General features: G+C 60.6%; 12 protein-coding genes. 11 read left to right on the top strand and 1 reads right to left on the bottom strand.

All coding sequences use genetic code 11. The annotated features are described in order from the left end of the window. Nucleotides 1-3 precede the first annotated feature (3 nt). Entirely contained in the window at nt 4-2,109 is a 2,106-nt protein-coding gene (locus ACFO3S_RS15015; protein WP_378097595.1) for a DUF5054 domain-containing protein, read from the top strand. A 388-nt stretch (nt 2,110-2,497) separates the two neighbouring features. Here the strand turns inward: ACFO3S_RS15015 and ACFO3S_RS15010 are convergent, their stop codons facing one another. Continuing rightward, nucleotides 2,498-3,178: a hypothetical protein gene (locus ACFO3S_RS15010; protein ID WP_378097591.1), complete on the bottom strand. Its 681-nt coding sequence runs from the start codon at nt 3,176-3,178 to the stop codon at nt 2,498-2,500. Between the two features lie 155 nt (nt 3,179-3,333). Between ACFO3S_RS15010 and iolD the strand changes: the two genes are divergently transcribed. The 10 genes from iolD to ACFO3S_RS14960 all read left to right on the top strand — a co-directional run bounded on the left by iolD (nt 3,334) and on the right by ACFO3S_RS14960 (nt 16,292). Next, nucleotides 3,334-5,199 (top strand): 3D-(3,5/4)-trihydroxycyclohexane-1,2-dione acylhydrolase (decyclizing), encoded by a 1,866-nt coding sequence (gene iolD, locus ACFO3S_RS15005; protein WP_378097588.1) that lies wholly within the window; start codon nt 3,334-3,336, stop codon nt 5,197-5,199. 13 nt (nt 5,200-5,212) lie between these two features. Beyond that, nucleotides 5,213-6,124 (top strand): myo-inosose-2 dehydratase, encoded by a 912-nt coding sequence (gene iolE / locus ACFO3S_RS15000; protein WP_378097585.1) that lies wholly within the window; start codon nt 5,213-5,215, stop codon nt 6,122-6,124. A gap of 1 nt (nt 6,125) precedes the next feature. Then, nucleotides 6,126-7,136 (top strand): 5-dehydro-2-deoxygluconokinase, encoded by a 1,011-nt coding sequence (gene iolC / locus ACFO3S_RS14995; RefSeq protein ID WP_378097582.1) that lies wholly within the window; start codon nt 6,126-6,128, stop codon nt 7,134-7,136. 47 nt (nt 7,137-7,183) lie between these two features. Next, nucleotides 7,184-8,629, top strand: a complete 1,446-nt coding sequence (locus ACFO3S_RS14990; protein WP_378097579.1) for a CoA-acylating methylmalonate-semialdehyde dehydrogenase — start codon at nt 7,184-7,186, stop codon at nt 8,627-8,629. Between the two features lie 43 nt (nt 8,630-8,672). After that, nucleotides 8,673-9,686: an inositol 2-dehydrogenase gene (gene iolG / locus ACFO3S_RS14985; RefSeq protein WP_378097576.1), complete on the top strand. Its 1,014-nt coding sequence runs from the start codon at nt 8,673-8,675 to the stop codon at nt 9,684-9,686. A 35-nt stretch (nt 9,687-9,721) separates the two neighbouring features. Continuing rightward, a complete protein-coding gene (gene iolB / locus ACFO3S_RS14980) occupies nt 9,722-10,546 on the top strand; it encodes a 5-deoxy-glucuronate isomerase (RefSeq protein ID WP_378097573.1) in 825 nt (274 codons plus the stop codon). Nucleotides 10,547-10,645: 99 nt separating this feature from the next. Beyond that, nucleotides 10,646-11,665, top strand: coding sequence for a LacI family DNA-binding transcriptional regulator (locus ACFO3S_RS14975; protein ID WP_378097570.1), 1,020 nt, complete (start codon nt 10,646-10,648; stop codon nt 11,663-11,665). Nucleotides 11,666-12,081: 416 nt separating this feature from the next. Further along, the gene (locus ACFO3S_RS14970; protein WP_378097567.1) at nt 12,082-14,052 is read left to right on the top strand and encodes an ABC transporter substrate-binding protein; all 1,971 of its coding nucleotides are present in this window, start codon (nt 12,082-12,084) and stop codon (nt 14,050-14,052) included. 92 nt (nt 14,053-14,144) lie between these two features. Beyond that, nucleotides 14,145-15,143 (top strand): ABC transporter permease, encoded by a 999-nt coding sequence (locus tag ACFO3S_RS14965; RefSeq protein WP_378097564.1) that lies wholly within the window; start codon nt 14,145-14,147, stop codon nt 15,141-15,143. 3 nt (nt 15,144-15,146) lie between these two features. Beyond that, nucleotides 15,147-16,292: an ABC transporter permease gene (locus ACFO3S_RS14960; protein WP_378097561.1), complete on the top strand. Its 1,146-nt coding sequence runs from the start codon at nt 15,147-15,149 to the stop codon at nt 16,290-16,292. The last annotated feature ends 18 nt before the right edge of the window (nt 16,293-16,310 follow it).

Below are 16,310 nucleotides of genomic sequence, written 5' to 3'. Positions count from 1 at the left end.
ATCATGACTACGATCGAGAGAGTTCACGTCGTGTTCAAGACGCACCTGGATATCGGATTTACCCGTCTGGCGGCCCGCGTGGCCAAGCAGTACAGGGAGGAATACATCCCGAAAGCGATCGCCTTGGCGGAACAGCTGGAGAAAGAGGGGGGGCAGGCTCGTTTCGTCTGGACGACCGGGTCGTGGCTGATTCGGCACTATCTGGATTCCGCCTCCGAGAAGGAGAGAGAACGGATGGAACGCGCGATCGCTCTCGGGCACATCGCCTGGCACGGTCTTCCGTTCACAACCCATACGGAGCTGATGGACGAAGAATTGTTCCGATTCGGCTTGTCGATCGGCGGGGAGCTGGACGCCCGGTACGGCAAGACGACGATCTCGGCCAAGATGACCGACGTGCCGGGCCATACGCTCGGTATAGTTCCTCCCATGGCCCGGGCCGGCATCCGGTATTTGCATCTCGGCGTCAATCCGGCGTCGAAGCGGCCGGACGTGCCAAGGCTGTTCCGCTGGCAGGCGGAGGACGGCTCGGAGATTATCGTTAATTACGCCGGTACGTACGGGGAAGAGCTGCAGTTGGAAGGACTCCGCGACGTTCTGGTTTTCGCCCATACGGGCGACAACTGCGGTCCGCCGTCGGCGGAGGAAATTCGCGAGCAGTTTCGGAACATCGGCGAGCGTTATCCCGGAGCGGAGGTAGTCGCGTCGACGATGGACGCGTTCGCGCGCAAGCTGCTGGAAGCGAATTGCGAGCTTCCCGTCGTGCGCGAGGAGCTGGGGGATACGTGGATTCACGGGACCGGGACGGATCCGCTCAAGCTGGCTCGCTACCGGGAGCTTCTGCGGCTGCGTTCCCGTTGGCTGGAGGAAGGGAGGCTGAAGCGCACCGACGAGGCATATCGGCGCATGAGCATGGAACTGCTGATGGTCGCCGAGCATACGTGGGGGCTGGACGTGAAGAAATGGCTTCCCGACTTCCGCAACTACGCCAAGCGTGATTTCCGGGCAGCGCGGCTCAAGGACGTAGTGGACCCCGCCGACGTGCCGGCGAAGTTCGGCTACATCGGAGCTTTCGCGATGGACGAGTTCGACAGGCATTCCGGCAAGCTGTTCTCGGAGGAGGAGAGCCGACGCTCGTATTCGCTGATCGAAAGCTCCTGGGCGGAGCAGCGGCAGTATGTGGACAGGGCGATTTCGCACTTGGAAGCAAAGCTGCGCGAAGAGGCGGAGCAAGCGCTGGGCGGTCTTGCGCCGAAACCCGCAGAAGCGGGCGGAGCGAAGCTTGGCGCGGCGGCGGGAAGCCTCGCTCCCGGCGGAGGCTGGGAAGCGGAATTCGATGCCAGCGGCGCGCTGATCGGGCTAAGCGACGCGAACGGCAAGCGCTGGGTCGACGAGGCGCATCCGTTCGGCGCGTACCGGTACGAGACGTTCGGCACGGAGGATTACGCCCGCTACTTTCGCATGTACATGCAGAATCTGCCCGTCACGCATCCGTGGGCGGACGCGGACTTCGGCAAGCCCGGCTTCGAATTCGTCCGTCCGCTTCCGAGCCATCGCTTGTACGCGCCGAGACTGAGCGATATGGATCGGTTGGACGACGGCCGATACGCGCTTCGCCTGGTTATGCCGGAGGAAGCTTGCGAGGAGTACGGCGCTCCGAAGGTGCTGGAAATCGGGTATCTGTTCGGGTCGAATGCGATCGAGGTCGAGCTGCAATGGTTCGGCAAGGAAGCCAATCGTCTGCCCGAAGCGAGCTGGTTCTGCTGCGCGCTTAGCGTGGACAATCCGAATCTGTGGACGATGGACAAGCTGGGGCAGCCCGTCTCCCCGCTGCGCGTCGTGAAGGGAGGCAACCGCAACCTGCACGCCGTCGGCAGCGGAGTCCATTACGAGGGGGCGGACGGCTTAGCATCCATCGAGACGCTGGATGCGGCTTTGGCCGCGCCGGGCGGGGGCAGGCTGCTGCAATTCGACCAATCGTTCGCTTCGCTGGACGGGGGCTGGCATTTTAATCTGCACAACAATATTTGGGGAACGAACTTCCCGATGTGGTACGGGGAGGACGCGAAGTTTCGGTTCAAGCTGCGGCTGAAGTCGAATCCGCTATGATCGGTTGGCAGGGCCCGCTATAAGAAACGCTTGGGAGGAGAGGTGGCGCAGCCCCCTCTCCATTCGGCATGGACGGCTGGGCTAGCTTGGGGACGAGGGGGCTCCATAGCTGCGGCCAACTGAGGGATGGCACGGGCACTAGCGGCTAACTCCAGTTCAAATAGAGATTAACTCCAATGCAACTAACGTCTAACTCCAGTGCAAATAGTGGACTAGCCCAAATAGGTCTCGCCTTGATGACAAGGACGAGACTTATTTTTACGATTTAGAAAGGATAAAACTCGCTATCCTTATCTGAAATCGTCTCCGACATAAACGTTATCCCGCCGCTCCCAAGGACGGCGTAAGCCGTTTATGCTTGGTGATTCAGAAAGTATAGCGGTTGGTCTTAGGACAGCGGCTCGAGCGACGCCAGAAGCGCCTTCATCCGCTCGGGAATTTCCCGGCGCAGCTCGCTCCAGGAGACGAAAATGTCGGGCGTCCACTCGTGCGGCACGTAATCGAAGCTCGGGCGGAAGGCGAACGTGCGCAGATGGCGTTCGGACAGCTCGTCGTCGCGCCTGCCCCTTTTGAATTCGCCGCGGAACATCGCAGGCTCGAGCAGGCCGTCCTTGCCGGCTTCCTCCATGCAGCACGTCTCCACGTTCGGCAGCAGGCGGAACACTTCCTCCAGCGGAGACATGGCGTGCTTGCCCGGCTGGGAGTACAGCTTGACGCGGCCATCTTCCGTCACATTGCTGCGATCCCGCAAGAGGCCGACCAAGTATCGGCCGTGGAAGCTGCCTTCACAGCCGACGATCCGGCCGTCGCGGCCAACGTAAATCCACACGTGCTCCAGCTCGTACAGGTGCTGAATGTCATAGTCCCAGTAAATGGCGTACTCGATAGCGAGGCGGACGCGTTCCGGATCGATCTCGACCGTGCGGTCGAACGACGGGGACGGAGCGGTCGCTTCGAATACGGTCACGCCGACGCGAACAGGCTTGAAAGGTTCGAGACGGTCCATGTACAAAATCGGGGCGACGCGCTGCACGGTGTCCCAGTACGGGTGAAGCTCGGATAAGCTCATCGTTAGAATCCTCCTGGCAAAATTCATGATTGATTTGCTGTGCAGATCTAGGTATGATTACGTTAAGCGCTTTACAATATATTATATAGCATTAAACAAAATAATTAAAGCGCAAACATAATAAGCGCTTAACTTAGTAGATGGAGGAGAACGACATGAGTACGATCCGCTTGACGATGGCGCAGGCTCTAATCCGGTTTCTCGATCAGCAGCATGTCCTCGCAGACGGCGTCGAGACGAAATTTGTAACCGGCGTGATGGGCATTTTTGGCCACGGCAACGTGACGGGCATCGGCGAAGCGCTGGAGCGCAGCCCGGGCAGCTTGACGTACGTGCAGGGAAAGAGCGAGCAGGGAATGGCGCACGCGGCGGCGGCCTACGCGAAGCAATCGCTGCGCAGGAGAATCTATGCCTGTACGTCCTCGATCGGTCCTGGCGCCTTGAATATGGTCACGGCGGCGGGGACGGCGACGGTTAACCGCATTCCGCTGCTGCTGCTGCCGGGGGACAACTTCGCTTCCCGGCAGCCGGACCCGGTGCTGCAGCAGTTAGAGGCGAGCCACGATTACACGGTGTCGGCGACGGACTGCTTTAAGCCGGTCAGCAAATACTGGGATCGGATCGTCCGTCCCGAGCAGCTGATGACCGCGGCGCTGAACGCGATGCGGGTATTGACCGATCCGGCCGAAACCGGCGCGGTGACGCTCGCGCTGCCTCAGGACGTGCAGACGGAGGCGTACGATTACCCGCTCTCCTTCTTCGAGAAGCGCGTATACGAGCTGGAGCGGCAGCAGCCGTCCGCCAGCGCGCTGGATAAAGCCGCTGCGCTCGTTCGTTCGAAGCGCAGGCCGCTTATCGTCTGCGGAGGAGGCGTGCAGTATTCCGGCGCGACGACGGAGCTGGCCGCGTTCGCCGAGAAGTTCGGCATTCCCGTTGCCGAGACGCAGGCCGGCAAAGGGGCGCTGCCGTGGAGCCATCCGCTGAACGTCGGCGGGATCGGCGTGACCGGCGGACTGGCCGCCAACAGGCTGGCGCAGGAGGCGGATCTGATCATCGGCATCGGAACCCGCTACTCCGACTTCACGACTGCGTCCAAGTCGGCCTTCGCTCACCCTGAGGCGAGCTTCCTGAACGTTAACGTCAATCGGATGGATGCCGCTAAGCAGGACGGCACGGCACTGGTCGGGGATGCGAAAGAGGCGATTCGACGGCTGGGCGAAGCGCTGGAGGAAGCGGGCTACGCGGCCCAATATCCGGACGGAGAGCCGGCGCGGATCAGGGACGAATGGAACGGCGAGGTCGATCGGCTGTATGCGGTCGAGCGGGAGGACGGTCTCGCCCAGACGAGGGCGCTCGGCGTGATCAACGAGACGATCGGCGATGAGGCCGTTATTGTGTGCGCGGCGGGCAGCTTGCCGGGAGATTTGCAGCGCCTGTGGAGACCGGGCCATGCGCGCGGCTACCATATGGAATACGGATTTTCCTGTATGGGGTACGAGGTGAGCGGCGCGTTCGGCGTCGCGCTGGCCGAGCCTGACCGGGAGGTATACGCGCTCGTCGGCGACGGCAGCTATCTGATGCTGCATTCCGAGCTGGTGACGAGCCTGCAGGAAGGCCGCAAGCTGACGGTGCTGCTGTTCGACAACCACGGCTTCCAGTGCATTCACAATTTGCAGCGGAGCCACGGCAGCGACGGCTTCGGCAACGAGTTCCGCTATCGCGAGCCGTTGACCGGCCGCTATACCGGCGCGCCGATGCCGATCGACTTTGCAGCCCACGCTCGCAGTATGGGCGCCGCCGCATACAAAGCCTGCTCCGCCGAAGAGCTTCGCGAAGCGCTGAGGCAGGCGAAGAACGAGACGAGGACGACGCTGATCGAAATTACCGTCCTGCCGGGCACGAACACGGACGGCTACGAATCCTGGTGGCACGTCGGCGTTCCGGAAGTATCCGCAAGTCCGAAGGTTGTGCAGGCGCATGAGGATATGAACAAGCAAAAATCGCGGGCGAAAGCTTACTAGGAGGGATTGGCGGATGGCTTCATTTCCTTTTCGATTGGGCGTTCATCCGATCAACTGGGTTGGAGAAGACGTAAAAGAGCACGGCGAGGCGACGACGTACGAGCAAATATTGGACGACATTCAGGCGCTCGGCCTGACGGGGACGGAGATGGGCCGCAAGTTCCCGACCGATATCGAGCTGTTGAAAAGGGAGCTGGCGCAGCGGAACATTCAGCTCGTCTCGCAGTGGAAATCGGTGCTGTTTTCCGATCCCGCTTACCGGGAAAGCGAATTGGCCGCGTTCCGGGAGCATGCGAAGTTTCTGAGGATGATGGGCAGCCGGGTAATCAGCACGTGTGAGGTCGGGGGCTCCCTGCATTTCGATCCGAGGCGCACGCCGCAGGAGCGCGAGGTCATCCCGCTCGACGACGCCGGCTGGGCTTCGCTCGCCGAAGGGCTGAACGCCGCCGGACGAATCGCCCGGGAATACGAGCTGAAGCTGACGTACCACCATCACGGGGGCACGGCGATCGAGAGCCCGGAGGAGATCGACCGGCTTCTGGCGGAGACGGACCCGGAGGCGGTGTTCCTGCTGTACGATACCGGCCATGCGCTGTATGGAGGAGCGGACCCGCTGGCGCTGCTGCGCAAGCATTACGGCCGGATCGCCTATATTCATCTGAAGGACGTGCGGGTGCCGAGACTGGAGCAGGCTAGGGAAGAGAAGGCGGACTTTGTCACCTGTATCCGGCGCGGAGTGTTCACCGTTCCCGGCGACGGGAATATCGATTTCCGTCCGATTATCTGCGAACTGGTCGCCAGAGGATACGACGGCTGGGCGCTGCTTGAAGGAGAGCAGGACCCGGCGGAGCATCCGGCGCGCGAGTATGCGGCGCGAGCGATCGCTTACTTGAGCTCCTTGCTTCCGGCCAAGGAGGGCGAGTAGGATGGCGAGCGTGATTTTTGCCGAAGGCAGAACCTACGACCTGACAGCGATCGGCCGGCTCTGCATCGATCTGAACGCGAACGAGATCAACCGGCCGATGGAGCAGACGATGACGTTCACGAAGTACGTGGGCGGCTCTCCCGCCAACATCGCGATCGGCGTCAGCCGTCTCGGGCGCAAGACGGCGTTCATCGGCAAGATCGCCGACGATCAGATGGGCCGGTTCATTCGCAGCTACTTGGAAAAGGAAGGCATCGAGACGCGAAACGTCGTGACCGACGCGACGGGCGCGGTGACCGGGCTTGCTTTTACCGAGATCAAGAGTCCGACCGAATGCAGCATTCTGATGTACCGGGATAACGTCGCCGATTTGAAGCTCGGTCCGCTCGAGGTCGACGAGTCGCTGATCGCGGAAAGCAAGGCGCTGCTCGTCTCGGGAACGGCGCTGGCCGCCAGCCCTTCTCGCGAGGCGGTGCTGCTCGCCGTCGATTACGCCCGCAGGCACGGCACGAAGGTCGTATTCGATCTCGATTACCGTCCGTACACGTGGCAGTCGGAGGAGGAGACGGCGGCGTATTACAATCTGGTCGCGGAGAAGAGCGACATTATCGTAGGGACGCGCGAAGAGTTCGACTGCATGGAGAAGTTCGAGGCTAACCCGGGGCATGACGACCGGATTACCGCCTCCAAGTGGTTCGGCTTCGCCTCCGGCATCGTCATTATCAAGCACGGCAAGGAGGGCTCGATTGCGTACAGCAAGGACGGGCAGGAGCATCGGGCGCGTTCGTTCCCGGCCAAGGTGATCAAGACGTTCGGCGCGGGCGATTCGTACGCCGCCGGATTCATTCACGGCCTGCTGTCGGGCTGGACGATCGCCAAAAGCATGGAATTCGGCAGCGCCGCGGCCAGCATCGTCATTTCCAGCCACAGCTGCTCGGACGCGATGCCGACCGCCGCGCAGGTGACGGATTATATCGAACGCTGCGCACGCGGCGAGATGTCGGCGGGCTGAGCGCAAGCGAGCGTTCGCCATTCAAGGAAGCGAGGGAAACAAACACGATGACTATAACGCTTAAAAATTGGATCGCAGGACAGTGGGTCGAGTCAGGCGCTGCCGCCTATGAGGAAGTCGTCAATCCGGCGACGGAGGAGGTGCTGGCTCGCGTGCCTCTTTCCGGAGAGGCGGATGTCGATACGGCGGTGAGCGCCGCGACACAGGCGTTCGCGACGTGGAGCCGGACGCCGGTTCCGCGCCGGGCGCGGATTTTGTTCAAGTACCAGCAGCTGCTCGTCGCGCATTGGGAGGAGCTGGCTCGCCTCATTACGCAGGAGAACGGCAAAAGCTACGCCGAAGCGTACGGGGAAGTGCAGCGCGGCATCGAATGCGTCGAATTCGCCGCCGGCGCGCCGTCGCTGATGATGGGCAAGCAGCTTCCCGACATCGCGTCGAATCTGGAGTCGGGCATGTACCGGTATCCGATCGGCGTCGTCGGCGGGATTACGCCGTTTAATTTTCCGATGATGGTGCCGTGCTGGATGTTCCCGCTGGCGATCGCCTGCGGCAACGCGTTCGTGCTGAAGCCGTCGGAGCGTACGCCGCTGCTGGCCAACCGGCTGGCGGAGCTGTTTCATGAAGCCGGGCTGCCCGCGGGCGTGCTGAACGTCGTTCACGGCGGCCGCGACGTGGTGAACGGGCTGCTGGCGCATCCGGGCATTCAGGCGATCTCGTTCGTCGGCTCGCAGCCGGTCGCCGAATATGTCTACAAGACCGGCTCGGCCCACGGCAAACGCGTGCAGGCGCTCGCCGGCGCCAAAAACCACTCCATCGTCCTGCCCGACGCCAACCTGGAGCTGGCCGTCAAGGAAATCGTCAGCGCCGCGTTCGGCTCCGCGGGCGAGCGATGCATGGCCTGCGCCGTCGTCATCGCCGTCGGCGGCGTCGGCGATGAGCTGGTGAAGCGGCTGACCGCGGCCGCCGACAAGCTGCGGATCGGCAACGGCCTGCAGGAAGGCACTTTCCTCGGCCCCGTCATTCGCTCCTCCCATAAGCAGCGCACGCTCGGCTACATCGCTTCCGGCGAAGCGGAGGGCGGCGTGCTCGTGCGGGACGGGCGGCGCGATGAAGCGGCGCAGGGAGACGGCTATTTCGTCGGGCCGACGATTTTCGATCAGGTCGGCTGCGGGATGAAAATCTGGAAGGACGAGATTTTCGCCCCGGTATTGTCCGTCATGCGCGCGGATACGCTGGAGGAAGCGATCGGGATCGCCAACCGTTCGGAGTTCGCCAACGGCGCCTGCCTGTTCACCGACAGCGGCAGCAGCGTGCGGCAGTTCCGCGAGACGATCGACGCGGGCATGCTCGGCATCAACTTGGGCGTTCCGGCGCCGATGGCGTTCTTCCCGTTCTCCGGCTGGAAGAAGTCGTTCTACGGCGATCTCCACGCGAACGGCACGGACGGAGTCGAATTTTACACCCGCAAAAAAATGGTGACCGCCCGTTGGTAGGGCCGGCGAGCCGCAACGCGGTTAAGAAGGATGGCAGACGAACATGAAGAAAATCAGAATCGGCATCATCGGAGCGGGAAGAATCGGCAAAATCCACGCCGACAATCTTCTGAGACATCCGCAGACGGAAATCGCGGCCGTCGGCGACCTGTTCGCCGGCGACGAACTGAACGAGTGGGCGGAGCGGAGAGGCATTCCCGTCGTAACCCGCAGCAGCGGCGACATTATCGGCGATCCGAGCATCGACGCCGTATTCATCTGTTCCTCGACGGATACGCACGTTCCGTTAATTAAGGAAGCCGCGCGGCAGGGCAAGCATATATTCTGCGAGAAGCCGATCAGTATGGATATCCGTCAGACGGAGGAAGCGCTCGAAGCGGTGCGGCTCGCGGGGGTGAAGCTGCAGGTCGGCTTTAACCGCAGGTTCGACCACAACTACCGGCGCATCCGCGAGCATGTGCGGGCCGGCGCGATCGGTGACGTGCAGCTCGTTAAAATCACTTCCCGCGATCCCGCGCCCCCTTCGGAGGATTACATCCGCAGCTCAGGCGGCATGTTCATGGATATGATGATTCACGACTTCGATATGGCCCGCTATTTGACCGGTCTCGAGGTGGAGGAGGTGTACGCCCAGGGCGGCGTGCTGATTGATCCGGCATTCGGGAGGCACGGCGACGTGGATACGGCGATCGTCACCTTGCGCTTTGCCGGAGGCGCGCTCGGCGTCATCGACTGCAGCCGCAAGGCGTCTTACGGCTACGACCAGCGGGCCGAGGTGTTCGGCTCCAAGGGCTCGGCGGAGACGGCGAACGACCGCCCGAACACGGCCGTGCTCAGCACGGAGGAGGGCGTATGGAGCGACAAGCCGCTCTATTTCTTCCTGGAGCGCTACGAGGCGGCTTATCGCGACGAGATCGAGCGGTTCGTCGATTGTGTCGTCCGGGACGAGGAGCTTCCGGTGGACGGCCGGGACGGAGCGGCGGCGGAGAAAATCGCGCTGGCCGCGAAGCTGTCCCTGCTAAGCAGCCGACCCGTAAAGCTGTCGGAGATCGAATAGGACAAACGAATTAGAAGAAAGGCGGAGAAGACGCGATGAGTCATCTGATCGTAAGGCCGAACGCTCCGAGCGGGGGAGACCGGCCGGCGCTGTCGATTACGCCGGAATCGGCCGGCTGGGATTACGTCGGGTTCGAGACGTACCAGCTGCGGGCGGGAGAGAGGCTGGTCCGGCCGACCGGGGACAGCGAAATCTGTCTCGTGCTCGTGGAGGGCAGGGCGCATGTGGCGACTTTCGCGGAGAGTTGGCGGAACGTCGGCAAGCGCATGAGCGTGTTCGAGCAAATTCCCCCCTATGCCGTCTACATCCCGAACGACGATCGGTTCGAGGTCGAGGCGGTCACCGACCTGGAGCTGGCGGTCTGCCGGGCGCCGGGTCGGGGCAGCTATGCCGCCCGGCTCATTACGCCCGATTCGGTCGGCGTCGAAGTCAGGGGCGAGGGCGCGACGCAGCGGTTCATTCACAACATTTTGCCCGAGGGGAAGCCGGCCGACAGTCTGCTTGTCGTGGAGGTGTTCACGCCGCAGGGGCACTGGTCCAGCTATCCGCCGCACAAGCACGACCGGGACGCGCTTCCGGAGGAATCTCTGCTGGAGGAAACCTATTATTATAGAGTCCGGCCCGAGCGGGGCTTCGCGATTCAGCGGGTGTATACGGACGACCGGTCGCTCGACGAGACGCTGGCGGTAAAGAACGGGGAAGCGGTGCTCGTGCCTAAAGGCTACCACCCTGTATCCGCCCCGCCCGGCTACGACGTCTACTATCTTAACGTCATGGCCGGACCTGCTCGTACGTGGAAGTTCTGCAACGATCCGGATCACGCCTGGCTGGCGCAGCCTCGCGGCGGATCGGCCAAATGAGCCGGCAGGCTTGCATTGCCCGCTAAATCGTCGGATAATGACCGGAAAGGGGGCGCTTGCGTCAACCCTGATCGAAATTCCGCATGAATGAGGTTGACTATGAAAGCGACGACGATCTACGACGTCGCCAAGGAGGCGGGCGTGTCCATCGCGACCGTCTCCAACGCGATCAACGGCAAAGGCAACGTCAGCAAGAAAAAACGGGATGAAATCTTCAAGGTGATGGAGCGGCTGCAGTATCAGCCGAGCGTCATCGCCTCGGCCCTCATGGGCAAAAAAACGTATACGCTCGGGCTGCTCATTCCCGACGTCTCCAATCCGTTCTTCTCCGAGATCGCCCGCGCGATCGAGGATCTGGCGCACTCGGCAGGCTACAGCCTGATCGTATGCAGCACCGACAACCGCCGAGAGCGCGTGGACAAATATTTGCGACTGCTCGAGCAGAAGAGCGTGGACGGCGTGCTGATCGGAACGGGGATGGAGAACGGGGAGGCGCTGTCGCAGCTGGCGGAGAAATCGGTCCCGATCGTGATGATCGCCAGGGAATCCGCCGACGTGTCCGCCCACTGTGTCCTGACGGACGACTTCAAGGGCGGCAGTCTGGCCGCCGAGCACCTGCTGGCGCTCGGTCATTCCCGGATGGCGGTTCTGTCCGAGCATGATGAGGTCAGCAGCAGCGTCGAACGGGTGAGAGGCTTCCGCTTCGCCCTGTTCGAAGCCGGCATTGCGCTTCCCGAGGAAAGCATCGCTATCTGCGATTCCAGCATCAAGGCCGGCAAGGAGGCGGCGGCCGCATGGCTGGAGCGGGAAGAAGGGCGGCCGTCCGCGTTGTTCTGCTGCAACGACCTGCTCGCGATCGGCGCGCTGCAGGCGGCCAGAGAGGCGGGCGTTCGGGTGCCGGAGCAGCTGTCGATTATCGGCTTCGACGACACCATTCTGTCGACGGTGACCCATCCCGCGCTGACGACGATCGCCCAGCCGATGGAACAGATGGTCAAGCTGGCGTTCGATCTGCTGGTCGGCGGAGAAGGTCACGGAGATTCCTCCTCGATCCGGCAGCGCATCGTCATGCCTCCCGGCCTCATCGTCCGGGAGTCGACCGGGCCGCTGGAGGCATAAGCGAGCGAGCCTGCCCGGCGCTGTCGCCGCGAGCTGCCGGAGACCTTCGGAGCGGGTCCGAGGGTCTGTTTCCCGTGGACTCCAATAACGGTAAGAAACCCGAAAAAAAGACGTTTTTTTCGTTCAGATAACGCTTGCAATCCGTTAAAACCCCATGTATGATACTAATCAAAACATGATGTTAAGCGCTTACATAAGGCTTGCATTCAGACGGAGAAGCGCGGCATCCACGATTTGATTCTTTTTTTACACCACAATTAAACCGGTTTAACAAATGGGGGTTAGTCTAAGTGAGGCGAGTCAAGCCGCGCTTGGATTAAACCGGTTTAATCCGGTTGCTCCGGGAGGTGGCTCGACGGCGGGGACGCCGCAAGCAAGGAACTGATCTTTCGAAATTCATTTCTGGAGGGGTTACCTTGAAAAGAAGTCAATCGTTATGGGTACTGTTACTGTGCGTTATTTTGGCGGCTGTAGGCTGCACGAACAACCATGCGGCCCAGCCCGCCGAGACGAAGACGGCGGTTGAGACGTCGGAGGCCAGGGAGACTCCGGTCGTCGTCGAAGGCGGCGACGGGCTGAAGGAGGCTCCGATGCTGGCCGCTCTTGTGGCGGACAGCAAGCTGCCGCCGGTCGAGGAGCGCATGCCGGTTCCGTCCGATATTATGATCGAGCCCGTCGTCGAAGAGATCGGGCAGTACGGCGGCGACTGGAAAATGTCGTGGAGAGGGCCCGACGACAAGTGGGGCATCGGGATGATTACCGAGGAGGCGCTCTTCCGCTTCAACAAGGAAGGGAACCGGGTGGAGCCGAACGTAGCCAAGGGCTACGAGGTGAACGAGGATTACACCGTCTTTACGATTCATCTTCGGGAAGGCATGAAGTGGTCGGACGGAATGCCGTTCACGGCCGACGACGTGCTGTTCTACTGGGAGCACATGCTGACGAAGGAGACGTTCGGGAAAAAGATCTACGATGCTTACTACTCCGTAGACCCGGATACAGGAGAAAGAGCGCTGGCGGAAGTGAAGAAGGTCGACGATTACACGTTCACCGTAACCCACAAGTATCCGAGCGTGCAGTTTCTGGAGCGGGTCGCTATCGACAACAAGTGGTTTTTCGCTCCGGCGCACTTTCACAAGACGATTTTGCCGGAATTCGTGGGCGACGCCAAGACGCTCGAAATGACGAAGCAATGGGGCTATGAGGATCCGAAGCAGTTCCTCGTAGAGACCGGGTACTACTTCTGGCTCTACCCGCAAATTCCGACGCTGCGTCCTTGGGTCGCCAAGACCGACGCGAATAGCGACCAGTTCATTCTGGAGCGCAATCCTTATTATTGGAAAACCGACGAAGCGGGACAGCAGCTTCCTTATATGGACCGCATTGTCCAGACCAAAATTCAGGACCCGAGCCAGAAGCTGCTCGGCACGCTGTCGGGCGAGTACAATTTCGGCACGTTCGACGCGAGCGATTTTACCGTATTAAAGGAGAACGAGAAGAAGGGCAGCTTCCGCGTCATCACTTGGACGCAGCCGACCTGGTCCAGCGCGGGCATCCAGCTAAACCAGACGACGAAGGATCCGAATCTGCGCCAGCTGTTCCAGGACATCCGTTTCCGCGAAGCGATCTCCATCGGGGTCAATCGCATGGAGGTGTCGGACATCGTAACGAACGGCTTGGCCGAGCCGATTCAGGCTTCGGTGCCGGAGGGGGTCGTCGGCTATCAGGAAGGCTGGGCGCAGCAATGGGCCGAATTCGATCCGGACCGCGCCAATCGGCTGCTGGACGAGATCGGATTGACGCAGAGAGACCGGAACAACTTCCGGACGTTCTCCGACGGCTCGGATCTGACGCTCACCATTTACGAGTCCGATCCGAACAAAAACACGTTCCTCGAGCTGCTCAAAAAGTATTTGGAGGATCTCGGGCTGAAAACGGACATTAAGCTGGTGGACGGCGGTGCGCTCTTCGACTTGAAGTACGCGAACGAAGTTCCGATCCATACGGAGAACATCTCTGTCGCGAATGTGGCGTTCCGTCCGGACACGCTGGTGCCGCTGCGCATCATTACGCCGTGGTTCGGCCACTACGGCCTGTATTCCCAATCGGGCGGCGCCGAGGGCGTGAAGCCGGATGGCGACGTCGCCGAGATTCTCAACATCTGGAACAAGATCAAAGCGAGCAAGAGCGCCGACGAGATCAACCAGCTCGCCAACGAGATTTACCAGATTCATATGAAAAATCAATGGGTGATCGGCTACGCCGGACCGACCCCGATTCTGCTGGTCGCGGCGAACAACATGCACAACATTCCGTCCGATCTGGTCTGGGTCGACGAATACCGCACGCTGGGCCACGCTCATCCGGCGCAATTTTTCCTCAAATAACGAAGCTGATTTGACATCGCAGACGGCAGCGGGGAATGGCTATTCCCCGTTGTCGCGTTCCCGCGGGTTCCAACAGCAAGGGAGGGGTACGGATGCTTCAATATACCATTAAGAGAATCCTGATGGCGATCCCGGTCATCCTGTTTATCTCCTTCATTGTTTTTTATATCATCCAGCTTCCTCCCGGCGATTACGTATCCAGCTACTCGGCGCAGATGACCGCTGCGGGCGAAGTGATGACTCAGGAAGACATGGATCGGATGAGGGCGAACCTGGGACTGGACCGGCCGGTCTACGAGCAGTACGTCATCTGGATCAAGAAGATTTTGCTGCACGGCGATTTTGGCTTTTCCTTCAACTACAACAAGCCGGTCATCGATGTGGTCAAGCAGTATATGGGGCTGACGCTCGTCGTATCCCTGGTCACGATGGTGTTTCAATATTTGGTGGCGATTCCGATCGGAATCTACACCGCCGTCAAGCAATATTCCGTCGGAGACTACGTGTTCTCCGGGATCAGCTTCCTGGGAATGGCGACGCCCAACTTCCTGCTGGCGATCATCCTGATGTACCTTTCTTATACCTGGTTCGGCGATCCGCTGCTCGGTCTGTTTTCCAACGAATACGTCAACGCTCCGTGGTCGATGGCCAAGCTGATGGATCTGCTCAAGCATCTCGTCATTCCCGTCATCGTCATCGGTCTCGCCAGCACGGCGGATCTGATCCGCGTCATGAGGGGCCAGATGCTGGACGAGATGAACAAGCCCAACGTCGTGACGGCGAGAGCGAAGGGGCTTTCGGAGATGAAAATATTGTTCAAATATCCGACGAGGGCCGCCCTGAATCCGATTGTGAGCACGTTCGGCTGGTCGCTGTCCTCGATCTTCACGGGATCGACGATTACGGCCATCGTGCTGAACCTGCCGATCCAGGGACCGGTCATGCACAAAGCTCTGCTCGGCCAGGACATGTATCTGGCCGGCTCGTGGCTGCTGTTCATGGCGCTTCTGACCGTTCTGGGAACGTTGATCTCGGACATCTTGCTGGCATGGCTCGATCCAAAAATCCGCACAGAGTTCAGGGGTAACTAATCGATGAGAACTATACCCGTATTCAGAAGAACAAAGACGGAGACGCTCAAGCCGGCTGCGGCCAAAGATATTCAGATCAGCTCGCAGTGGCGGCTCATCTATCTGAAGTTCAAACGGCACAAGCTGGCGAGAGTCAGCCTGTACGTGCTGGGATTCCTGTACGCCGTCGCCTTGTTCGCCCAATTCATTGCGCCTTACGGGCTGCAGAGCTACGACAGCAAATACGTGAACGCGTCGCCCATGATGATTCGATTCGTGGACGCGGACGGGAAGTTCCATCTCCGGCCTTTCGTTTACGAGCTGAAATCCGACCGCGATCCCGAGACGATGCGCAAAATCTTCGTCGCCGACACCGAGAAAAAGTATTCGCTGCGATTTTTCGTGAAAGGGGAGGAATACAAGTTCCTCGGCCTGTTCCCGACGACGAGACATCTGTTCGGCGTCGACGAGCCGGGCCGCCTGTTTCTGCTCGGAACCGACGCGATGGGACGGGATCTGTTCTCCCGCATCGTGCTCGGCAGTCAGATTTCGCTGAGCATTCCTCTCGTCGGCGTCGGCATCAGCTTCGTGCTGGGACTGATCATCGGCGGCGCCTCCGGCTACTTCGGAGGTTGGATCGACTCCATCATCCAGCGCATGATCGAGATTATCCGCTCGTTCCCGACGCTTCCGCTCTGGATGGCGCTGTCCGCCGCCATTCCGCCGAGGGTTCCGATCGTCACGATGTATTTGTATATCGTCATCATCTTCGCTTTTATCGGTTGGACCGATCTGGCCCGAGTCGTGCGCGGGAAGTTTATCTCGCTCAAAAACGAGGATTACGTCGTCGCCGCGAAGATCGCCGGGGTCGGCAATACGAAAATCATCGTTAAGCATCTGCTTCCCGGCTTTCTCAGCTATTTGGTCGTGGCCGCGACGCTGGCGATTCCGAGCATGATTCTCGGGGAGACGGCGATGAGCTTTCTCGGGCTCGGGATACGCTCTCCCGCGACGAGCTGGGGCGTGCTGCTGCAGGAGGCTCAGAAGATCGAGAACGTCGCCCTGTATCCGTGGAAGCTGATACCGCTGGGGTTCGTCGTTCTAACCGTGCTGGCGTATAACTTTCTGGGAGACGGATTAAGGGATGCGGCCGATCCGTACAAGAAATAGCCGATTCTATGACAAGCG

It is taken from the genome of Cohnella hongkongensis (assembly GCF_042654645.1).
Taxonomy (GTDB): domain Bacteria; phylum Bacillota; class Bacilli; order Paenibacillales; family Paenibacillaceae; genus Cohnella; species Cohnella hongkongensis.
Note: the sequence above shows the minus strand (reverse complement) of the source record. Positions and strands in the feature narration are given on the sequence as shown.